Source organism: Streptococcus oralis (assembly GCF_018448765.2).
Classification (GTDB): Bacteria; Bacillota; Bacilli; order Lactobacillales; family Streptococcaceae; genus Streptococcus; species Streptococcus oralis_BM.
Map to the genome: position 1 here is coordinate 909,289 of NZ_JAHCMC020000001.1, position 22,651 is coordinate 931,939.

23 protein-coding genes and 2 pseudogenes are annotated in these 22,651 nt (G+C 37.5%); 24 read left to right on the forward strand and 1 reads right to left on the reverse strand.

The genetic code is table 11. The annotated features are described in order from the left end of the window. From KIH88_RS04465 to KIH88_RS04575, 23 genes and pseudogenes are all read left to right on the forward strand, one after another. Positions 1–432 (forward strand): GNAT family N-acetyltransferase, encoded by a 432-nt coding sequence (locus tag KIH88_RS04465; RefSeq protein ID WP_084873040.1) that lies wholly within the window; start codon positions 1–3, stop codon positions 430–432. A gap of 49 nt (positions 433–481) precedes the next feature. Beyond that, positions 482–1,738 (forward strand): serine hydroxymethyltransferase, encoded by a 1,257-nt coding sequence (gene glyA / locus KIH88_RS04470; RefSeq protein WP_213988513.1) that lies wholly within the window; start codon positions 482–484, stop codon positions 1,736–1,738. A gap of 7 nt (positions 1,739–1,745) precedes the next feature. Continuing rightward, positions 1,746–2,720 (forward strand): nucleoid-associated protein, encoded by a 975-nt coding sequence (locus KIH88_RS04475; protein WP_213988514.1) that lies wholly within the window; start codon positions 1,746–1,748, stop codon positions 2,718–2,720. Further along, positions 2,720–3,322: a lysozyme family protein gene (locus KIH88_RS04480; RefSeq protein WP_213988515.1), complete on the forward strand. Its 603-nt coding sequence runs from the start codon at positions 2,720–2,722 to the stop codon at positions 3,320–3,322. Before KIH88_RS04475 ends, KIH88_RS04480 begins: the two co-directional genes overlap by 1 nt. A gap of 86 nt (positions 3,323–3,408) precedes the next feature. Next, the gene (locus KIH88_RS04485; RefSeq protein ID WP_213988516.1) at positions 3,409–4,383 is read left to right on the forward strand and encodes a DUF1002 domain-containing protein; all 975 of its coding nucleotides are present in this window, start codon (positions 3,409–3,411) and stop codon (positions 4,381–4,383) included. Positions 4,384–4,456: 73 nt separating this feature from the next. Beyond that, positions 4,457–5,812 carry a 23S rRNA (uracil(1939)-C(5))-methyltransferase RlmD gene (rlmD, locus tag KIH88_RS04490; RefSeq protein ID WP_213988517.1) on the forward strand — a complete coding sequence of 452 codons (1,356 nt, stop codon included), beginning with the start codon at positions 4,457–4,459 and terminating at the stop codon, positions 5,810–5,812. A 529-nt stretch (positions 5,813–6,341) separates the two neighbouring features. Continuing rightward, complete coding sequence (locus tag KIH88_RS04495; protein WP_000493320.1) at positions 6,342–7,064, forward strand: MurR/RpiR family transcriptional regulator; 723 nt, start codon at positions 6,342–6,344, stop codon at positions 7,062–7,064. Between the two features lie 8 nt (positions 7,065–7,072). Then, positions 7,073–7,825: a MurR/RpiR family transcriptional regulator gene (locus KIH88_RS04500; RefSeq protein ID WP_213988518.1), complete on the forward strand. Its 753-nt coding sequence runs from the start codon at positions 7,073–7,075 to the stop codon at positions 7,823–7,825. 148 nt (positions 7,826–7,973) lie between these two features. Beyond that, the gene (locus KIH88_RS04505; protein WP_001062960.1) at positions 7,974–9,404 is read left to right on the forward strand and encodes a 6-phospho-beta-glucosidase; all 1,431 of its coding nucleotides are present in this window, start codon (positions 7,974–7,976) and stop codon (positions 9,402–9,404) included. 12 nt (positions 9,405–9,416) lie between these two features. Continuing rightward, complete coding sequence (locus KIH88_RS04510; protein WP_001020606.1) at positions 9,417–9,719, forward strand: PTS sugar transporter subunit IIB; 303 nt, start codon at positions 9,417–9,419, stop codon at positions 9,717–9,719. 10 nt (positions 9,720–9,729) lie between these two features. Beyond that, positions 9,730–11,043 (forward strand): PTS sugar transporter subunit IIC, encoded by a 1,314-nt coding sequence (locus tag KIH88_RS04515; protein WP_000653348.1) that lies wholly within the window; start codon positions 9,730–9,732, stop codon positions 11,041–11,043. Between the two features lie 13 nt (positions 11,044–11,056). Further along, positions 11,057–11,377 carry a PTS lactose/cellobiose transporter subunit IIA gene (locus KIH88_RS04520; RefSeq protein ID WP_000343791.1) on the forward strand — a complete coding sequence of 107 codons (321 nt, stop codon included), beginning with the start codon at positions 11,057–11,059 and terminating at the stop codon, positions 11,375–11,377. After that, the gene (gene gtfA / locus KIH88_RS04525; protein ID WP_002875734.1) at positions 11,361–12,620 is read left to right on the forward strand and encodes a sucrose phosphorylase; all 1,260 of its coding nucleotides are present in this window, start codon (positions 11,361–11,363) and stop codon (positions 12,618–12,620) included. Before KIH88_RS04520 ends, gtfA begins: the two co-directional genes overlap by 17 nt. A 295-nt stretch (positions 12,621–12,915) precedes the next feature. Then, complete coding sequence (locus tag KIH88_RS04530; RefSeq protein WP_213988519.1) at positions 12,916–13,659, forward strand: CPBP family intramembrane glutamic endopeptidase; 744 nt, start codon at positions 12,916–12,918, stop codon at positions 13,657–13,659. A 154-nt stretch (positions 13,660–13,813) separates the two neighbouring features. Further along, complete coding sequence (locus tag KIH88_RS04535) at positions 13,814–14,620, forward strand: alpha/beta hydrolase (protein ID WP_000668464.1); 807 nt, start codon at positions 13,814–13,816, stop codon at positions 14,618–14,620. Between the two features lie 11 nt (positions 14,621–14,631). Continuing rightward, a complete protein-coding gene (locus tag KIH88_RS04540) occupies positions 14,632–14,760 on the forward strand; it encodes a hypothetical protein (RefSeq protein ID WP_000900072.1) in 129 nt (42 codons plus the stop codon). Between the two features lie 104 nt (positions 14,761–14,864). Continuing rightward, entirely contained in the window at positions 14,865–15,482 is a 618-nt protein-coding gene (locus KIH88_RS04545) for an SAP domain-containing protein (protein WP_213988520.1), read from the forward strand. A gap of 52 nt (positions 15,483–15,534) precedes the next feature. After that, positions 15,535–16,378 (forward strand): annotated as a pseudogene (locus tag KIH88_RS04550) (ADP-ribosylglycohydrolase family protein). Between the two features lie 603 nt (positions 16,379–16,981). Beyond that, positions 16,982–17,548 (forward strand): hypothetical protein, encoded by a 567-nt coding sequence (locus KIH88_RS04555; protein WP_213988549.1) that lies wholly within the window; start codon positions 16,982–16,984, stop codon positions 17,546–17,548. 105 nt (positions 17,549–17,653) lie between these two features. After that, complete coding sequence (locus KIH88_RS04560; protein ID WP_084873056.1) at positions 17,654–17,896, forward strand: phosphohydrolase; 243 nt, start codon at positions 17,654–17,656, stop codon at positions 17,894–17,896. A gap of 263 nt (positions 17,897–18,159) precedes the next feature. Further along, on the forward strand, positions 18,160–18,546 hold the full coding sequence (locus KIH88_RS04565; RefSeq protein ID WP_033585209.1) for a hypothetical protein: 387 nt from the start codon (positions 18,160–18,162) through the stop codon (positions 18,544–18,546). Between the two features lie 45 nt (positions 18,547–18,591). Next, positions 18,592–19,473, forward strand: coding sequence for a diacylglycerol/lipid kinase family protein (locus KIH88_RS04570; protein WP_033585212.1), 882 nt, complete (start codon positions 18,592–18,594; stop codon positions 19,471–19,473). 112 nt (positions 19,474–19,585) lie between these two features. Further along, positions 19,586–19,897 (forward strand): hypothetical protein, encoded by a 312-nt coding sequence (locus tag KIH88_RS04575; RefSeq protein WP_109290008.1) that lies wholly within the window; start codon positions 19,586–19,588, stop codon positions 19,895–19,897. Positions 19,898–19,949: 52 nt separating this feature from the next. Here KIH88_RS04575 and KIH88_RS04580 read toward each other — a convergent pair. Next, a pseudogene (locus KIH88_RS04580) lies at positions 19,950–20,970 on the reverse strand (hypothetical protein). A 247-nt stretch (positions 20,971–21,217) separates the two neighbouring features. Between KIH88_RS04580 and KIH88_RS04585 the strand changes: the two are divergent. After that, positions 21,218–22,234, forward strand: a complete 1,017-nt coding sequence (locus tag KIH88_RS04585) for a hypothetical protein (protein WP_213988523.1) — start codon at positions 21,218–21,220, stop codon at positions 22,232–22,234. Positions 22,235–22,651: the final 417 nt, after the last annotated feature.

Consider the following 22,651-nt stretch of genomic DNA (forward strand, 5'->3'; position numbering starts at 1 on the left):
ATGCTAAGAGATTTGCAAGAAACAGATGTGAATGCTATATGTGAGATCAACCAAGAGGCTTTGGGTTATTCTTTTAGTCCAGAGGATACAGCTAGTCAACTAACTAAATTATCTCAGGATTCCCATCATTTCCTACTTGGTTATGAGGATGTAGCCAGTCATGCCTTACTTGGTTATATCCACGCTGAGGTCTATGAATCCCTCTATTCCAAAGCAGGATTTAATATCTTAGGCTTAGCGGTTTCGCCTCAAGCACAAGGGCAAGGTATTGGTAAAAGCTTATTACAAGGGTTGGAGGAAGAAGCAAAAAGACGTGGATATGAGTTTATCCGCTTAAACTCTGCCGATCATCGTCTGGGAGCTCATGCATTTTATGAAAAAGTTGGTTATACTTGTGATAAAGTGCAGAAACGGTTTATTCGCATCTTTTAGTTTATTTTCTTACACTAAAGGACCTGTCACACTATAAAGGAGAAGACCTATGATTTTTGACAAAGATGATTTTAAAGCATACGATGCTGATCTCTGGAATGCTATTGCCAAAGAAGAAGAACGCCAACAAAACAACATCGAGTTGATTGCTTCGGAAAACGTGGTTTCCAAGGCTGTTATGGCAGCTCAAGGGTCTATCTTGACAAACAAATATGCCGAGGGTTACCCAGGACGCCGTTATTATGGTGGAACTGATGTAGTAGACGTGGTAGAAACTCTAGCTATTGAACGTGCAAAAGAAATTTTCGGTGCTAAATTCGCCAATGTTCAACCTCACTCAGGAAGCCAAGCCAACTGTGCGGCTTACATGGCCTTGATTGAGCCAGGTGATACCGTTATGGGGATGGATTTGGCAGCGGGTGGGCACTTGACTCACGGAGCTCCTGTCAGTTTCTCAGGTCAAACATACAACTTTGTGTCATATAGTGTGGATCCTGAAACGGAACTCTTGGACTTTGATGCTATCTTGAAACAAGCTCAAGAAGTAAAACCAAAATTAATTGTAGCAGGTGCTTCAGCCTATTCTCAAATTATCGACTTCTCAAAATTCCGTGAAATCGCAGATGCTGTTGGGGCTAAGCTTATGGTAGATATGGCCCATATCGCTGGTTTGGTTGCAGCTGGTCTTCACCCAAGTCCAGTGCCATACGCTCATATCACGACAACAACGACCCACAAAACTCTTCGTGGACCTCGTGGTGGCTTGATCTTGACAAATGATGAGGATCTAGCTAAGAAAATCAACTCAGCTATTTTCCCTGGTATTCAAGGTGGTCCTTTGGAGCATGTTGTGGCGGCTAAGGCGGTTTCCCTCAAAGAAGTTTTGGATCCAGCCTTCAAGGAATATGCTGCTAATGTCATCAAAAACAGCAAAGCTATGGTTGAAGTCTTCTTGCAAGACCCTGATTTCCGTATCATTTCTGGCGGTACTGAAAATCACCTCTTCCTAGTGGATGTGACTAAGGTTGTAGAAAACGGAAAAGTTGCTCAAAACTTGCTGGATGAAGTCAATATTACCCTAAATAAAAACTCAATTCCATACGAAACCTTGTCACCATTCAAGACAAGTGGGATTCGTATCGGATCTGCAGCCATTACTGCACGTGGATTTGGTGAAGAAGAAAGCCGTAAAGTGGCTGAACTCATCATTAAAACCCTTAAAAATGCAGAAAATGAAGCTGTCTTAGAAGAAGTGAGAAGTGAAGTCAAAGCGTTGACAGATGCCTTCCCACTATACGAGGACTAATACTTTTATGGACATTTATATTAAGAAAGCCATTATCCATCAGTTCAGCCCAGATGATACTGAGTTGTTTCTAGCGGATAAGTTTCTCAATATCACTCCAAAAATCGAAGAATACTTGCGCAAAAAAATCGAACGCGTATATTCAGATGAAGCTAAGACTGGGATTTTCGAAGAAGAAAATCCCTTCTTCAATCACATCACAGATGATTTAATGGAGACATCAGTAACTCTGGCGAATCTTTGGAAAGAGGAATTCAGTATTTCAGAAAATCTCAAGACCAATGACTTGGTTTTTGTTGAGTTTTCTAAAGAAGGCGTGGAACATTTCGCTTTCTTGCGAATTGCCTTGCGGGAAACCTTGATCCACCTCGGTGGAGAAGTTGATAATCCAATCAAGCTAACTCAGAATAACTTGCCTGGATTTGGAACGGGAGCTGATGAGGCTTTGGTGGTCAATCTTCAGAGTCGCAAGTACCATCTGATTGAAAAACGAATCAAGTACAATGGGACTTTTTTGAACTATTTTTCAGAAAATCTCCTAGCTGTCGCGCCTAAGATCTCTCCCAAGAAATCCATCAAGGAATTGGAAAAAACGGCTCAGAGAATTGCAGAGTCCTTTAACACAGATGACTTTCAGTTTCAATCCAAGGTTAAATCAGCTATTTTCAACAATCTTGAAGAAAGCAATGAATTGTCACCTGAAAAATTGGCTAATGACCTTTTTGACAACAATCTGACAGCTCGTCTAAGCTTTATCGACCAAGTCAAGGAAGCTGTACCAGAGCCAGTCCAGTTCGATGAAATTGATGCTAGTCGCCAGCTCAAGAAATTTGAAAACCAAAAACTTTCCTTGTCAAACGGAATCGAACTCATCGTTCCAAATAATGTATACCAAGACGCAGAGTCTGTTGAATTTATCCAAAATGACAATGGAACCTATTCTATCTTAATCAAAAATATTGAGGATATTCAAAGTAAATAATGTTTAAATTTATAAGAAGAATGCTAGTGCTAGCAGTCCTCCTTTTTACTGGATACAAAGCCTATCACATTCGTCAGGATGTAAAGCAAGTCATGACCTACCAACCTATGGTTCGGGAAATCCTCAGTGAAAGAGATACTCCAGCCAATGAAGAGTTAGTTCTCGCTATGATTTATACCGAAACGAAGGGAAAAGAAGGGGATGTTATGCAGTCTAGTGAGTCTGCAAGTGGCTCAACCAACACCATCAATGACAACGCCTCGAGTATTCGCCAAGGGATACAGACATTAACCGATAATCTCTATTTGGCACAGAGCAAAGGAGTGGATGTCTGGACCGCCGTTCAAGCCTATAATTTTGGACCTGCCTATATAGACTTTATCGCTCAGAATGGTAAGAAAAATACACTAGCATTAGCCAAGCGTTATTCCCGAGAAACAGTCGCTCCTATCCTTGGGAATACCACGGGGAAGACCTACACCTACATCAACCCAATTTCTATCTTTCATGGTGCAGAACTCTATGAAAATGGAGGAAACTATTACTACTCCAGACAGGTACGCTTTAACCTGTATATCATGAAATTCTTTAATTTCTTTTAAACATCTGGTTTTACCAGGTGTTTTTCACTATAAGTTTTCTTTAAGATTGTTTTATTACCCTAGAAAGGTAAAGGAGGGAATACCCTATGAGAAAGAAACTCTTTCTAACAAGTGCTGCAGTTTTGTGGGCCGCAACAGCTATGACGAGTGTCCACGCAGCAACCGATGTTCAAAAAGTAATCGATGAAACCTATGTACAACCTGAATATGTTTTAGGTTCTTCTCTATCTGAAGACCAGAAAAACCAAACTCTTAGCAAACTTGGCTATGACGCATCAAAAGACACCAAAGATATCAAAACTATGACACCTGATATCTATTCGAAAATTATGAATGTGGCTAATGATGCTAGTTTACAACTCTATTCATCAGCTAAGATTCAAAAGTTAGGTGATAAGTCGCCTCTAGAGGTCAAGATTGAAACGCCTGAAAATATCACCAAGGTGACGCAGGATATGTACCGTAACGCAGCAGTGACGCTGGGAGTAGAGCATGCCAAAATCACAGTTGCAGCTCCTATTCCAGTTACAGGAGAGAGCGCCCTAGCAGGGATTTACTACTCTTTAGAGGCCAATGGTGCTAAAGTACCGCAAGCCAATAAAGACTTGGCCCAAGAGGAACTAAAAGCCTTATCCGATATTAATGCTGAAAACAAGGACAAGTCAGGATACGATGCCAATAAACTCAATGTCGCCTTGGCAGATATCAAGGCAGGAATCGCAAAGGCAAAAGAAGCCAAAGGTAATCTGACAGAAGAAGATGTCCGCAAAATTGTAGAAGACACACTAAAAAACTACAAACTCGATCAGGTTATAACAGGAAACCAGGTCAATATCATCATCAATTTTGCACTTAATCTCTCAAAGAGTGATATCTTGAACAACGCTGATTTCACTAAAACCCTAAATGACCTCAAGCAAAGCATTGTCTCCCAAGCTGGAGATAGCTTCAAAAATATTAACCTCAACTTTGATGCCAATAAAGCACTAGAAGACGGGGGCAACTTTTTGAGTTCCCTTTGGCAGGCCATTGTCAACTTCTTCAAGAGTTTTGGTGCTTAGGTCATTTCATGATATAATAGATGGTAACAGAAATGTTGCCGTCTTTTTTGTCGGCCAATAGAAAGTGAAAAATATGTTACAGAAAAATGATATTGTAGAAGTTGAAATTGTTGATTTGACCCATGAAGGGGCTGGTGTTGCCAAGGTAGATGGTTTGGTTTTCTTTGTAGAGAATGCTTTACCAACTGAGAAAATCCTCATGCGTGTCCTTAAAGTCACTAAAAAGATTGGCTTTGGGAAGGTTGAAGAATACCTTATTCAGTCACCTCATCGTAATCAAGACCTCGACCTAGCTTATCTACGTTCAGGTATCGCTGACTTGGGGCATCTTGCCTACCCAGAGCAGCTCAAGTTTAAAACCAAGCAAGTCAAAGACAGTCTCTACAAAATTGCTGGCATTAGAGATGTAGAGGTCGCTGAAACGCTGGGTATGGAAAATCCAGTCAAGTATCGAAACAAGGCGCAGGTGCCTGTTCGTCGAGTGAATGGTGTCTTGGAAACTGGCTTTTTCCGTAAGAATTCGCATGATCTCATGCCTCTGGAAGACTTCTTTATCCAGGATCCTGTGATTGATGATGTAGTAGTAGCCCTACGTGATCTGCTCCGTCGTTATGATTTGAAACCTTATGATGAAAAGGAACAGTCTGGCTTGATTCGAAACCTCGTTGTGCGTCGTGGTCACTATTCAGGACAAATCATGGTTATTTTAGTGACTACACGCCCCAAAGTTTTCCGAGTAGAGCAATTGATTGAACAAATCATCAAGCAGTTCCCAGAGATTGTGTCTGTCATGCAAAATATCAACGACCAGAATACCAATGCGATTTTTGGTAAGGAATGGAAGACTCTTTATGGTCAAGACTATATTACGGACCAGATGTTGGGAAATGACTTCCAAATCGCTGGCCCGGCCTTTTACCAAGTCAATACTGAAATGGCGGAGAAACTCTATCAAACAGCCATTGACTTTGCAGAGTTAAAAGAAGATGACGTGGTTATCGATGCTTATTCGGGTATTGGAACCATTGGTTTATCCGTTGCAAAGCATGTTAAAGAAGTCTACGGCGTTGAAGTGATTCCAGAAGCAGTTGAGAATAGCCAGAAGAACGCTGCATTAAACAATATCACAAATGCCCACTATGTCTGTGATACTGCTGAAAATGCCATGAAGAATTGGCTCAAGGAAGGTATTCAACCAACCGTTATCTTGGTCGACCCACCACGCAAGGGCTTGACCGAGAGCTTTATCAAGGCAAGTGCTCAAACAGGAGCAGACCGCATTGCCTATATTTCCTGTAATGTCGCAACCATGGCGCGTGATATCAAACTCTATCAAGAGTTAGGATATGAATTGAAGAAAGTCCAGCCAGTGGATCTGTTTCCTCAAACGCACCACGTAGAGTGTGTAGCTTTGCTGGTAAAAGCCTAGAACATTTTGATAAATCGCAATAATGAAAAGCCTTGGTTTCAAGGCTTTTTGTATTGGCGTGGGGAAGTATCATAGTGAGAAAATTTTTGGAATGAATAGAAGTGATAGCTAGAAATTATCAGTTTCTATTTCCATTTACCCTGTAGGTACGTGTTTGTTTCCATTGACAAGGAGTTTATGGGAATAGAAACGTTCCCACCTTACATATCTCCAGAATGGGCGATTGAAATTGAGACAATTTAATAGAGATAAGCTCTTGTTATGTTTCTTTTAAGTCAATAAACTAACAATACTCAAAGTATGCTCAAAAATATGATATAATCTAGGACATAAGGCAATACTGTTTTAAAGTATTTTCTCTTAACCATGTCTCGTTAGACAAATCTGATTCGTCTGGTTTTCTAATAGATTTTAATGCTGACTTGGTTTTATAGCCATTATGCTCTCCATTATTTTAGTGTAGAACACTTTGGTTATTAGTTTTTTGTTACATTGTAAGCAAATCAATAGAGATAGAAAAAGGAATTATATGTTTAGTTATGAGGTTGTAGCAAGTTTTAACGACTTAGAAAACGCTATTTATACAACTATTTTAGAAAATGAAAATATATCCTCTATGACAATCAAGGAATTGGCCCAACTTGCACATGTATCAGTTGGAACCGTACAACGATTTTGCAAGCATCTAGGATTTGATGGATATAGCCATTTTAAGATTGCTTATAAAGAATATTTAAAAAATGAGCAAATTATTTTAAACAATCAAGACAATCATTCTTTGAAGCTATTCATTGATTATACTGAGCAAGATACTTTTTTGCAGCTGATTATGGAGGCTGTGGCAATCTTAAAGAACGTTGAACAGATTGTTTTTGTCGGAATTGGTTCCTCTGGAACTTTAGGTCGATATGGAGCGCGCTATTTTTCAAATATTGGCAAATTTAGTATGTGTATTGAAGATCCTTGGCAACCAGTGCTACAAAACAGTATGGAAAAAACTTGTGTCATTGCCTTATCCGAATCTGGTGAGACTTCTCAAACATTGAAAATTGTACAAAAATTAAAGGAAAAAGGTTGTCCAGTTATTGCCATCACAAATACATTGGAATCAACATTGTCAAGGCTATCTGATTGCTCCATAACCTATCATGTTCCTCAATTATTTTTAAATGGGTTTAATATTACGACGCAGGTACCTGTTATTCTCATTATTGAAATGTTAATGAAACAACTATATACTACAAAAGCATAAGGGTGTCTATGAATTTATTTGATTATCATAAAGTAAAAGGGCTAAATAATAGTGAATTAAGCGTGTATAATTTTATATTGCAACATAGAGATAAAGTTGCTACGATGACTATCAGAGAGCTATCGACATCTATAAATCTATCGACAACAACCATCATTCGTTTTGCGAAAAAGATGGGATTTGATAGCTACAATGATTTAAAATATGCCTTGTCAAGGTCGGAAGATAAGGAAAATAAACATCGTCACTACTTTCCTATTGATATTCCAGCAATACAATTTTTACAGACTAGTGTTCAAGATGAAGCTTTAAAAAAACAACTATCAGAGATAGCAGACTTGATCGTTCAAGCCAAACAAGTTATCTTTTTAGGGGTGGGTACTAGTCTAAGTTTGGCAGAATATGGCTCATATCTTTTTTCTGGAATCGGTATTTTTAGCTTTGCTATTACTAACCCATTTTATTCTCTGAAATTGCATCATTCTAATTTGGAGGATGTTTTGGTTATTGCTCTAAGTGTCAGCGGTGAGACAGAAGAAGTTCTAACTCTAGTACAGGGATTCAAAGAAAGAAATGCTAAGATTGTTAGTATGACAAATACAGATATTTCCACTTTATCACAGCTATCGGATATAAATTTATCCTACTTTATGCCAGTTGCCTACGCAGATTCCTCGCTACGTTCCACTAATTTGACCACTCAGATTCCAGTTGTCTATTTTTTAGAATCCTTACGTTACCAAGTTTATTTAAAAAAATAGGAGTGAAAACTCTTGTTTTTTTTATGTAACAAATATTGTTCGACTGTACATTTATTTTCTATCTCAATATCTATTGTCAGCAGGTACAGTATGTTATAAAATAGACTTGTTCATAGCGCTAGTACAAAATACAGAAAGGATTGGTAAAATGGCAAAAATACCAGAAGGCTTTTTATGGGGTGGGGCAGTTGCTGCTCACCAAATTGAAGGAGGATATGATAAAGGTGGAAAAGGAATTTCGATAGCCGATGTGATGACGGTTGGAAGTGCTAGCCACTCTCGACAGATTACTGATGGCGTCTTACCTGACGAATATTATCCGAATCATGATGCAATAGATTTTTACAGAACCTATAAGGACGATATACAATTATTCGCTGAGATGGGATTTAAGTGTTTTCGAACTTCGATTGCCTGGACTCGTATCTTCCCAAATGGAGATGAAGAAGAACCTAACGAAGAAGGGTTGAAATTTTATGATGATTTATTTGATCAGCTTCTAGCTCATCAAATTGAACCGGTCATCACACTCAGTCACTTTGAAATGCCCTATCATCTAGTTACTAAGTATGGTGCTTGGCGTAATCGCAAGTTGATTGATTTCTTTGTTCGTTTTGCGAAAGTCGTCATGGAACGATATAAGGACAAAGTTAAGTATTGGATGACCTTTAACGAGATCAATAATCAAGGTGCAATTAATGTTCCTTGGTGCTCATGGACTAATTCTGGTGTCATTTATCATGAAGATGAAAATCCAGTTGAGGTACTACAGCAGGTTATCCATTATCAGTCAGTGGCTTCTGCAAAAGTTGTACAATTGGGTCGGAAAATCAATAAAAATTTCAAAATTGGTTGTATGCTGGCAATGGTACCATTTTACCCGAATACATGTGATACAAAAGATATACTTGCTAGCCAGAAGGCAATGGAGCATCGTTTATTTCACTATGGAGATCTTCATGTTTTTGGAGAGCGTCCTTACTATATCGAGGCCTTTTGTCGAAAAAATAATATCAAACTGGATATTTTACCAGAAGATCTAGAAACTCTAAAAGAAGGTTGTGTAGATTATATTGGCTTGAGTTACTATATGAGTGATACAGTGACTGCTACAGCATCTGAGGAAACAGAAGAACTTTTCAAAGATGTTTATACTAAGAAAAATCCCTATATTGAATCAAGCGATTGGGGTTGGCAGATTGACCCTGAGGGATTACGCTATAGCTTAAATCTTTTATACGATCGCTATCACTGTCCGCTTTTTATAGTTGAAAATGGATTCGGTGCTTATGATAAGGTAGAGCCTGATGGAATCCATGATTCTTACCGCATTGATTACCTCAAACAACACATTGAACAAATGATGTTAGCGATTGAAGAAGATGGCGTAAATGTCATTGGTTATACCCCTTGGGGCTGTATCGATATTGTTAGTGCTGGTACAGGTGAAATGGAGAAGCGTTATGGCTTTATCTATGTCGATAAGAATAATAATGGCGAAGGAACTTTGCAACGAATGAAGAAAGATTCCTTTACATGGTATCAAAATGTGATTACATCAAATGGAAACGAATTATAAGGAGTAATTAAAATGAATATTGGATTGTTTTGTGCAGCAGGTATGTCAACAAGTATTTTGGTTGAGCGTATGAAAGAAGCGGCTCAGAAAAAAGGGAAAGATGCAACAATTGCAGCTTATTCCATCAGTGAATTGGAACAAAGAGTTGGAGATATTGATGTGGCTCTATTAGGCCCACAGGTTGGTTTCCAACTTGAAAAAGCAAAAGAAATTTGTGCTTCTCACAATGTTCCTGTAGAAGTGATTGCAATGGCTGATTATGGTACTGCAAACGGTATGGCAGTTCTTAAACAAGCTTACATGATGAAAAAATAAGGAGAAGATGATGAAGGATAAACTGATTAAAAAGTTTGTTGATAGGATGATGGCCTTTGTCAATACCAAAGGTGTAACAGCGATAAAAGATGGTATTGTTTTCTCTATGCCATTGTTGATTGTTGGCTCCATCTTTCTTATCTTGGCCAATCTTCCAGTTCCAGCTCTAGCAACGATGTTAGAAACTAGTGGTATTACCCCTGTTCTCAATCAAGCAATTGGTGCAACCTTTAATATCAGTGCGATTGTAACAGTCATTGGGATTGCGTATACCTATGCTAAGCTAGAAAAACAGGAGCCGCTTGGGGCAGGTGTCATTGCCCTAGCAGTTTTCTTGCTAATCCAGCCCTCCGGTTTGATTTCTAAAAATGGGGATGTAGTTGGTAACATTATTCTGAAGGATTGGACTTCCGGGAAAGGGATGATTGGTGCCATTATCGTTGGTTTGATTGTAGGAGCAAGCTATTCTTGGTTTTTGAAGAAAAATATCAAAATCAAAATGCCAGATGGCGTACCAACTGGTGTAGCCAACGCATTTTCAGCCTTGATTCCTGCTACTGTTATCATCACAGCGGCAACGATCTTTGTCGGACTTGTTGAACAATTGTTTAAGGTCACAACGATTGAAGTGATTTATAATCTTATTCAAACACCAATGCAAGGCTTGACTGACTCATTGTTTGGTGCGGTGCTTATGTGTTTCCTTGTACCATTCTTATGGATGTTTGGGGTGCACGGCTCAACTGTAGTTGGTGGCATCATGAGTGGCTTGCTACAGGCGAATGCTTTGGAAAACCAAGCCATTTTGGATAAGGGCCTTGAATTAAATCTAGCCAATGGTGGTCATATTGTGACGATTCAATTTTTTGATCAATTTATCAATGTTACAGGTGCCGGGATTACGATTGGTTTGGTAGTTTACATGGTTGCATTTGCAAAATCAAAACAACTAAAAATTCTTGGACGTCTTGAAATGGTTCCAGCCATCTTTAATATCAATGAGCCGGTGCTCTTTGGTTTGCCGATTGTAATGAATCCAGTTTTAGCAACTCCCTTTATATTAACGCCTATTTTATCTTGTATCATCCAGTATTCAGCGATTTATTTTGGACTGACGCCTATGTATGGTGCCGTTCAAGTTCCGTGGACTTGTCCTCCAATTATTTCAGGATTTATCATCGGTGGTTGGAAAACAGCCTTGTTGCAAACACTTATTTTGGTTATGTCTTTCTTTGTTTATTATCCGTTTATTAAACAGATGGATAAACAAGCTTTACAAGCTGTAATACAAGAAACAAGCGATTTAGAAGACGAAGATTGGTAAGAGAGGTATTAAAATGGACGAAAAAGTACTCGAAGTGTGTTTTCAAATTATCACCTATGTAGGAACAGCAAAATCTATGTACATCAATGCTATTCAATTGGCTAAGCAGGGTGAATTCGAGCAGGCTAAAGATAGAATTAAACAAGGCGAAGAAGCATTTGTACAGGGACACAATGCTCACCACTCACTTTTGACAAAAGAAATGAATGGAGAATTAAGCCAAACAGGTCTACTTCTGATGCACGCTGAGGATCAGTTAATGAGTGCAGAAGGTTTTCGAACGATTGCTGAGGAATTTATAGCAATCTATAAACGCTTTGAGGAAGGTAAATAGAGCAAGTTATGAAAGTAAAAAATCAAGCAATGTTAATTACCTATTCAGACAGTCTTGGAAAAAAACTGAAAGACTTGAAGTAGGTCTTAATCTCAGCCAAGTCGCCTTTTTCCTTGATTTCCTAGAAAAGAAAGATGAGTCTGCCTATGCGGATTTGTTTATCCGCTACAAAAACTTTTGGCCAAACAGTGGGCAGACTCAGGAAGATGTAGACCTGATTTACAAACGGAAGCCACGTGCTCCCTATCGCATTGCCAAGTTTGCTGATGGTAGTGAGGAAAAAGTTTGGTGTACCTTTGATGAGCAACAGATCGACCTCGATGTGACAACAGAAACAACTCGTCGCTTTATTCAGGAAAATCTGGAACAGCTGGCGGACCACGGAGCTTCCATTATTCGCTTGGACGCCTTTGCCTACGCCAATAAGAAAATCGGCACCAACTGTTTCTTTGTTGAGCCAGATATTTGGGAAATGCTTCATTTTCCGCGTCAGCTATTGGCACCAAAAGGAGTGAAAATTCTTCCAGAAATTCATGAACATTACACCATTCAGCAAAAAATCGCTGAGCAAGACTACTATGTCTATGACTTTGCCCTTCCGATGCTGGTTCTTCATGCTCTTTATTCAGGTAATGTCAACCGTCTTGTTCACTGGATGGAAATCTGCCCTCGCAAGCAATTTACAACCTTGGACACGCACGATAGTATCGGAGTGGTCGATGTCAAGGACTTGCTAACAGATGTTGAAACAGAGGCGACAAGAGAAGCCTTCTATACCCAAGGAGCAAATGTCAAAAAGATTTACAGCTCAGAGGCCTACAACAATTTGGATATTTACAAGATAAATTGTACCTACTATTCAACTTTAGGAAATGATGACCAAGCCTATCTCTTGGCATGTGTGCTTCAATGTTTTGCACCAGGTATTCCGCAGATTTACTACGTTGGCTTGTTGTCAGGAGAAAATGATATCGAATTGCTCGAATCAACCAAAGAAGGCCGCAACATCAACCGTCACTATTATGATTTGGAAGAAATTGAGCGAGAAGTTCAACGCCCAGTTGTGCAGTCCTTGTTCGATCTGCTCAAATTCCGTAATACCAGCGCAGCATTTGATGGAGAGTTTGCTGTTGACATGGAAGACGCTAATACTATTCGCATCAGCTGGACCAATACCGATGCCAATACAGTGGCAGAATTAAGAGCTAATCTGAAAGATAAATCATTTGAAATTACAGAGTAAATAGATAGTGAAAGAACATCGATTTATCTATAATAGAATACAAAAGAGTGGTGGAAACGTTTGATTTCCTCACTCTTTTTGCTAGCTAGTTAGTAACAAAATAGTACTTAAACGTAAACTATGAATTATATTCTGTTGTGACGATAATTGTTCGAGAATATTTGTAATAAAAAACAGGAACAGTCAATTAAACTGCTCCTATTTTTGTGATAGAATATAGGTAGTTATAATCGAGAGCAACTAAGAAGCAGTAAAAAAATATTATACATAGAATAATCAGGATTAGGAAGATAAAATGACAGAAATTGACAAAAAGAATTTAAAAAATTATCTTTGTTTTACATTTGGAATTACTTATATAGCTTGGGGGCTTCTTGCCATATTTACTCAATCTCATATTTTGGGATTAGAGACATTTATAGGAAGAATATTACATATAGTTGGTGCACTTGGTCCAGCTATTGCAAGTGGCTTTTATTTGAAAAGGAATAATATAAAATTTAAACATTTTGTATTTACTAAAAGAAAAAGTAGTAGTATTTATTTCATTATTCATTTGTTAGCAATTTTGATACTATTCTCTGTATCTTCCTTAGAATTAAACGGAGTATCCATTTATCTGATGCCACTATTCTTTATTCAATTAATTTTTTTTGGTGGCGGACATGAAGAGTTAGGATGGAGAGGTATACTACAACCTTTACTTGATAAAAAATATACTTATTGGCAATCTAATTTGATTGTAGGTTCAATCTGGGGAATTTGGCATCTGCCTTTATGGTTTATAGTTGGAGAAAGTCATCAAGGATTTCCTTTTATTTTATTTTTTATATATACATTATTTTTAAGTTTTGTTTTAGGGCTTCTTTACCGTCAAACGAAATCTGTGGGATACTGTATATTATTTCATGCGTTCGCAAATTTGTTAAATCTCTATTTTGTGTTAAAAATTAATCTTATTTTTATTATCATTTTTATTGGTTATTTGATTTATACTATATTGGCGAGTAATAGAATTAGTAAGGAAACAACATTCTAAAATTTAGATCAGGATATCCATTATTGAAAGTAACGTGTGGTCATTCTAGATAATCAATGTTAGAGACTTTTCTATTTGATGAGGCATCACTGCTTGTTCAAACTGATTTAACAAGTATTTATCTAGTGAAAGTTCTACAGTAAGGAGTTTAAACATGAAATTCCATGAATTTGGTGATAAGAATTTGCCTCCTATTTTACTGATACATGGTGGTGGCAGTTCTTGGTGGAATTATCTTCGTCAAGCACGAATCTTGTCAAAAGAATACCGTATTATTCTACCCAATTTGAATGGCCACGGCGAGGAATATCAACTTGATTATGTTTCTACTGAAGATTCTGCTTTGGAGATTCTAGACTATATCAAAGCAAACTGTGGTGGGAAATTGTTTGCAATCGGTGGTGTTTCACTTGGTGGTCAAATTGCCATGGAGCTTTTGTCTTTAGACAGTGAAATTGCTGAGAAGGCCATCATAGATGGAAGCCTCTGTATTCCTCAACCAAGGTTAGCTAAAATCAGCATCTTTCTAGTGTCTCTATTTGGTAAACTGATGTTCAATAAATTCTCTTGCAAACTTCAGTTAAGCATGATGAATAAACTCTATCCAAAACTGGCTTATCCAGAGGAAATAAAAGTTTATTATTTAGAGGATTTGCCAAGGACGCCTGTCAAAACATTGGTGACAATTTACAAAACATATATGGGGCGTTACAAGCTCAAGAACACGATTTCTGCTAGCAAGGCGCAGGTTCTGTATATCTATGGTGAAAAAGAATTGAACTATGTGAAAGAGTCAGCTAGATTGTTTCAGCAGCTTCGTCCGAATACGATTTTGTATGAAGCAAAGGGCTATAATCACGGCTATTTGTCAGCTTACCTGCCTCAAGAGTGGATTGATTTGGTGGCACCATTTTTAAAGAGTGAACCATTGGAAATGTGTAATGAATCTGATATGTCATAAGGAGGAATCTGATGCTAGGAGCAATTGTGGGAGATATTGTGGGTTCAGTTTATGAATGGAACAATATTAAAACGAAGGATTTTCCTTTATTTCGTGAGGATTGTTTTTTCACGGGTGATACGGTAAGTCCGAACCGCTGAGTGTGTGAGTTTGTTAGCGAAACGTAGCTAATCCTCAGAATAAAGAAACTAAAACTCCATTATTTAGAAATGAAAACCTAAACTGTTTTTAAGGAGGCATTATATTGATAGAGAGCAGACCTGAGTTTGATAAAATCGCATCGTTTGATGAGTTTAGCAAATACTATTGGTATCGGGATGAACTTTCACAGATATGCAAGTCATTAGGGCTTGAATATAGAGGTACAAAACAGGAACTCAATGATATTATTAAGCAGTACTTTAAGGGGAAATTGATTAAAAAATCAACAGTAAAAAGGAAAAAGAAACGAGTAGAAGTCGTTACCTTAGATACGCCCTTACTTGAATGTGGATTCTCCTTTAACGCACACTTTAGAGAATATTTCTCAACTTTAACAGATGTTTCGCCCTTTAAATTTACTGCCGATATGGCGACTGCTTGGAGAAAAGTAAAAAGCGACAATGATTTGAGTTTCACAATACAGGATATGCTAAAAGTTTATCATGGAAATTCAGATTATGCCAAGTATGATCATTCGGTTTGTCAATGGAACCAATTTCTAAAGGATTTCTGTGCAGACGAAAATAGTCACAATTACTCGAATAAACTAAAAGTAGCTTCCATCCTTTGGAAAGAAGTTAGAAATTCAAGTAATGAAAAAATTTATTCAAAAAAACTTTTGACTGAATATGCTGATAGAATAGACGAGTATGAAAAGTAGAAATGTCAGTCTCAACCAATAGTTTGTAAGGAGGAATACCACGCTAGGAGCAATTATTGGAGATATTGTAGGTTCAGTTTACGAATGGAATAATATCAAAACGAAGGGTTTTCCTTTATTTCGTGAGGATTGTTTTTTCACGGATGATACGGTTATGACCTGTGCTGTTGCAGAAGCCATTATGAATGGCGGTCAGAAGGATGACTTTATTGACGCCATGAAATAATATGGTAGGATGTATCCCGATGCAGGTTACGGTGCAAGATTTGGGAATTGGGTTGATGGCGACGATCGAGAACCTTATAATAGCTTTGGAAATGGCTCAGCAATGCGTGTTTCTCCCATGTGCCTGGACCATGGATTGTAGTTTCTGTGCACGAACGGGAGCCTGGCCGTCCAGAAAAGCGGTTGCACGACTTTCTGCAGAGGTGACTCATAACCATCCAGAGGGTGTCAAAGGAGCTATGGCGACGTCTGATACTATATTTATGTGTCGTTATTACTTTGGAGGTTACAGTGGTGACTATGGAAAACCGATCAACGATAATCCTACAGAGTGTAAGAGACTTATCAAGGAGCATATAGAACAAGAGTATGGATATAATCTTTCTCAAACACTAGATGAAATTCGTCCTACTTATCGTTTCAATGAAACTTGCCAGAATACGGTACCTCAAGCTATCATTGCCTTTCTTGAAAGTACAGACTTTGAGGATGCTATCAGAAATGCTATCTCTATTGGTGGGGATAGTGATACTCTTGCTGCCATCACAGGAAGTATTGCAGAAGCTGCTTATGGTATACCTGATTGGATTAAAGACAAAGCCTATACCTATCTAGATGAGCCTTTAAAAGATGTGCTCAGACGATGGGAGAAAGAAGTTTCGATATCATAACGGATACTAATTAGTCAGTATTAAACTCTGAAAAATAAGATTAAGGAAGTTGAGCAAATACTAGGGCAAAGAGTTATCACCTTTTGAGAAGAAAAGGCAGAAACAAACTTAACCAAGTCATGAGCTTGACCACTGAAAAACAGCAAAGCGACGAGATAACAAATAAACTCGTCACTTTTTTCTTTTAAATTAATGGTGTAATTAATCCATTTTGCTTTATTCAGCTATTTACTCAGATTTTTGTTTATTCATTAGTAAAATGCATGTTATTACTGCTATACAAGTTAGCAGAATCAAATACCATAGATTTGCAAGTCGAAGCCCTTTATCTAACATCAAGAAGAATCTCATAAAAAATATAGACTTGATGAATTGGTGAGCTTGTTTTCTATTTCAAAAGGTTATTTGGTCCAATAATAAATATCTGATATGTAAGTGGAAACGTGTTATAATTGAGGATGAGATAAGAGGAGGTAAGCTGGTGAAATTTTTAGCAATCAATCCTATTTGGTAAAAAAGAATGCTTGAATCTCTATCCTCACGTGTTAAATATATTAGTTTGCTAAAAAACTATCATCTATCCAAATATTGGAAGGATTAATGATGTATCTATTAGAATTGTACCAAAACAATTATTCAAAGGATTTAGTCTTATTTGAGACTTTAGAAGAAGGACGGGAATTTGTAACTCAAATCCCTGGGTATACATTAGAAAACGAAGATGGTTTTGAAGTGGAATATTTTAATTCAAAAAATCTACCGGATTATATGGAGATTGTCTTTAACGGAAATATTGTCCCTTTATCTAGGTTTTCGTTTAATTCTGAGGAAAATGTGGACATTATTTGGAAAGAGGTTTCGAATCTATCCTTTAAAAACGATAAAGTGATCGAAGGAGCTACAAAAGTAGACGCGTATGTCGTTAACAACGATGAAGTGAAAGCTTATGTCGAAGCCAGAGAAGCAAACTTCCGCAAGGCAAAAGCTTTCTTAGAAAGCAAAGGGTACGCAGTCGACAGAAGCTTTTTCGGAAGTGAAGACGGTGAAGCGATTGTCTACAGAAAACGCGACACCGAAGATTGGCACTTCCTATGTCACTTAGACCCGTTGTTTGTAGAGGCTGAAGATGTAGAGGGATACGTGAAAGAAGAGATGAATGCTATTCAATAGCCAACCAAAGTTCGTTTTGAGTTGCTATCACGTCTTGTGTGATCTGATTGACCATCAAATAGTAAACCTTTAGCATTGCTAGTTTCTTAAGGAGAAATATCTATCATGAAAATGGAAATCAGGAAAACCTATCTTGTAAAAAAAGATATTTTTGGTTTAACAAAAGATGAACTTTGGACCTTAGTTGACAAGGGTTATCAGGCTTATTTTGGTGAACATAATTTCGTATTTGTCAATGATGATAAAGTGAAGGTATTTGCAGTTTTGAAAGATGGTTCAGAAGAAGATATGCAAATCTACCATCATCTGGATGACTATTTTGAAGAAGTTAATCGTGAGAATTTCTAAAGAATGTGAGGTGAAAGTTGTATCTGTGAGTTTTAAATTTTGCTTAGCCCCAATCTATCACTACCAAGTACAGGGAATTAATTTTGGGATAGACGTCCTTACAGAGGTTTTTCCGATTATCAAAAAGATCTAGACTGAGACAAAGGTAAGGGCCCGCTGGTTAGGTCTTTTTTTCTGTTTATGTAGTATAATAAAAGGTGTAGGGATTCAATTTTTTAATAAGATTATTCTAAGAACGAAAACCATCTAGAAAGAGAAAAAATATGAAGCAATCACTTGAATTTTTAAGAGAAAGAATCACCGATAAGATGCCCTTAGAGGAAATGGTAGCAATCTTTGAAGACTTGTGTCGTGAGCCTATTGAGGATGAGATGATTTTATTTGAAACAGGGACATTTACAGCTATATCTGATAAGCCAATGTTTCAACTATCCTTAGTAAGACAAGCCTCAAATGAAGATGAAGAGTTTTATCAGGTTCACCTCGATATTTTCTATGAAGCATGTCAAGAGAATGAAATATTTCATGAATCGATCTGGGATGAAGATTTAGAGGAAAATATCTTTGATTACATTAGAGCTTCAGAGGTGTTTGCCTATGCTAAAGAGCAGGAATACCAAGCGATCAAAATTTATATGGACCAAACTTGAGATGGTTAGTTAAAGTAAGAAAATCTAATGACAGGAGAACAATAAATGAATAAAATTATGGTGATTATTAATCCAACATCTGGAGGTGAAAAAGCTCTGGATTATAAGGCCAAACTGGAGAATAAAGCCAAAGATTATTTTGAGCACGTGGAAACTAAAATTACCGAAAAAGCGCAAGACGCAACAAACTTTGCTGAAGAAGCTGCTCGAGAGCATTATGATGCTGTTCTTGTTTTTGGTGGAGATGGGACTGTCAATGAAGTAATTTCTGGTATCGCTGAAAAAGACTATATTCCTAAACTGGCGATTATCCCAGGAGGAACTGGAAATCTCATTACGAAACTATTAGAAATCTCTCAGGATATTGATAGTGCTATTGACGAGCTTGATTTCAGTTCTACAAACAAGATTGATATTGGAAAATCAAATGGAAATTATTTTGGTTATATCTTTAGTATTGGCTCTTTGCCAGAAGCTATCCACAACGTTGGGATAGAAGATAAAACAAAGTTTGGTATGCTCGCCTATGCGATTAATACCATGAAGTCTGTGGTTACAGATCAAGCATTTAACATTAAAGTTGAGACTGATAATGGTAATTACATTGGCCCAGCCAGTCATGTTTTAGTTCTCCTCACAAATTATTTCGCTGACAAAAAAATCTTTGATGAAGACAAGGATGGTTATGCTAATATTTTGATTCTAAAAGATGCGTCAATTCTTACTAAATTGTCAGTTATCCCTGATTTATTAAAAGGGGATGTTGTCGTAAATGACAATATCGAGTATCTGAAAGCTCGACATATAAAACTCTCTTCAGATAGTGAATTGGAAACGGATGTTGATGGTGACAAATCCGATAATCTACCTGTAGAAATCAAGGTACTAGGTCAGCATATCGAAGTATATTCTCAACCGAAAGAATAAGAATTTTTTAACAGAGGGAAACATACACGTGAGTATCTAGATAAACCATTTTCATGAATAGTTAGAATAGCTCTCATACAAAAACAAGTTGTTGAAGATAAGGAGTAGATATATGGAATTAAAAGATTTTACTGAGAAAGAACAAGAGATGATTAAGCAAGGATTGACAACATCTGAGATTAGCGATAAGGAAACCGCTGCGAAAATCCTTGCCCTAGTACCTCAGGAATGGATCAAACGCATTCCCTTTTTCGTGCGAAAACACGCAACAACTCGGACAATAAAGCGTATTTCTATCGAACATCCAGAGCTCTACGCAGTTGCCAAGAGAAGTGGTGAGATTCCTGAGAAGGAAAGAGAAGAATTGCGCCAAATTCTGACAGGTATTTTCCAAGAAAAAATGAACAAGCATAAGATTAAGTAGTTTTTAATCATTTACTTAATCTTATACTTGCTCGTATTGAAATGATACTATCTTATTCCCACATACTGTGTTGAGCTCTAACACCATAACGATCTATGGAACCATCTGAATTGAACTTGGCTTCAATCCTGTATCTTTTCCAGAGGTCGTAATCTGCCGTTTGAATGGTTAGGATGTAGTTTGAGTCCGTCTCAGCGACATTGTAATCAGCAGGATTGACTTCAAAGATATCGATTAATTTTCGTGTTTGAAAATCTTGAAGCTTGAGATTGGCTAGCTTGACATGATTGATGGAAATTTTATCTAGTTGCTTGCTATCCTTAGGTGTTCTGTAATAGGTGATGACGCAGTTTTTGATCTGATCAGTATCTTTACCTGTGGGAGTGAGGCTCATAAAGCCAAAGGACTGATTATCCCGCTTGACTTCGAGAAGTTGACCATAGTAGAAGTGGTCGTTTTTAGGATTGGTGATAGGACTATTTGCACCTTTATCTTCGAATGTGAAACCTTGCTCTAAAAGCTCGGAAGCCTTGGTCTCTCCGATAATGACTGTGGTATTTTGAATGGTGACTGGAACAGGTTGAGCTGGAAGACCACTCATCATGATGCAGAACATAAACACATAGCTTGTTAAAAAAACTGTCCCAATAAAAGCATTGGTTGATGCATAGGCATGACTGTTTTGAAAGTTTTTTCTTATAGCTAATACGATTAATTTGCCGATACTTTTTATAACCATACTAACAAGTACGATGAAAAATTGTTTTTTTTAAACATTCATAAAATGCTTGTAGAAAACTATTACTATGATAGTAGAAGCCAGCCAATACGAGTAGATTTACGATTAAATAGATCAGCAAGAACCAATGAATCTCTTTAAGGGCATTAGTATCAGTGATTTCTTCATAGTCAACGTGAATTCTACCTTGAACAGCATGACCAAGTTTATAAATCCATTTGGGAATGTCTTTGCCTTTTTTAACAGCAACTAGAAGTCTGATATAGAGATAGATAGTAAAGGACAAGGATAGAAAGAAAAGAGCATAAAAAGCCAAAACAATACTAGTGAACATGACTATCCCCCCTATTTAACATTCAATAAAACAATTTCTTAGCTCCATTATAGCACTTTCTTGGGAAACAGAGCTAGAAATATCAGCAATATTCTTAAAGATAAAAAGATGGGAATGATTGCTCTAGTGGCTTTACCCATTGTGCTGATAGAAGGCGGCCCCTTCTTCTTGCTGGTTTTATTGATTGGGAATTGGGTACTAAAGAGAAAGATAAGATTTGTGAGAGAACATAAAGGAGTAGAGAGCCATGGCTAGAACGGCGATAATAGGTACTTTAATAGTTTTTGCAATCTTTAATCTGCTACTTGGTCTGGGCTTTTATCTCTTTCTAAAAAAGAGGAAAGAGAATGGGCAGTCATTGTACGAAACGCCTGTAAACCAACAAACTCGAACTGAAAAGCTGGGTCTAGGTGAGATTTTGGTCTACCTGTCCCTGATTGCTATTGCAGGAGTCTTTGCTTTTCAGACCTTAAATAGAGGTGGTGTTGGGAATTCTATTTTAGCCAAAATGATCCTCCTCCCAGCTATAATGGCTCTTTTCAATGCAAGAAAAAGGACTGGAAAGTCTTTACTTGCCCTCCTTATAACCTTTATGGTCTTTCTGGTAGGAGTCATGTTTAATCTCACGATTGGTTTGCCACCTCAAGCACCAATTTTGCAAATTAATGAAAGTAAAATCATTTTAGCAGAAACTAAAGCCAGTGAGCTGATGGATGCCGGTTTTGACATCTATGTAAGACAGAGCGATGGTGCTAGCGACTACGAAGAGCTCCTGACAGATGGTAGTTTCCAAAAGTATCCTGGAGATAAAACAGTTACCATCGAAAAAGGCTTCAGGCTTGATAGCAATGCTGTTCCTTATGCTCCCTACCTCCTAGCAAAAGATGGCATAGTACTGGGCAGTATTTCCTTTTACGGTGCTGAGGACCATGATGTGGCTATAGAAGATTCTAAGGTTATTCAGGTTCGATTTAACAAGGACAGTATTGAGGCAGCGAAAAAACATTCTATTACTTTCAAATTAAATGAACTTGACTTGACTACACGACTGGATGTTTCTCTTGTTCAAGAAACTTTCAAGAAGCATCTATGGTCAATTCCGCCATCAAATACAAGTGATGTCACTCAACTATGGTATGGATTAAAGTGGTCCAGCAACAGCGATTCGCTATTTTGGAATGAGTACTATGGTCTCATCCGCCTAGATGAAAATTATATGATGACTGATTTTGAACTAGCTGTTCAAGTAGCACGAGATAAGTAGATAAGATTTTGAATAACTGACTATACTTACGATTCAACAAAGGAACTAATCGATTTAGTTCCTTTTTTTGTTTTTTAATTTCAATTTAAAACGATTTCTTTTTATTGTTGAGTAATATTTCACGAACAAAAAAAGAAATTGTTTAAAAAACTTTCATAAAATACTTTACAAGCTCTTGTAAACATGGTATAGTTATAAGGCTTAGAAAATGAGATGATGTTTTCTAGCAAATATAAACCCGAGTAAAAAATGCCTACGGACAGGCAGGGTTGAATGCCGAAGCGTGGTTGAAAAGCCGCATTATTGATAGGGTTAAAAGCCTACTTTTATAAGTTGATGTTAGGACGCTTGTCCTAATTCATAAATTTTAGTGTGGTGAAAGCACACGTCATCTTGTGAAACGATCAATAAAGTACG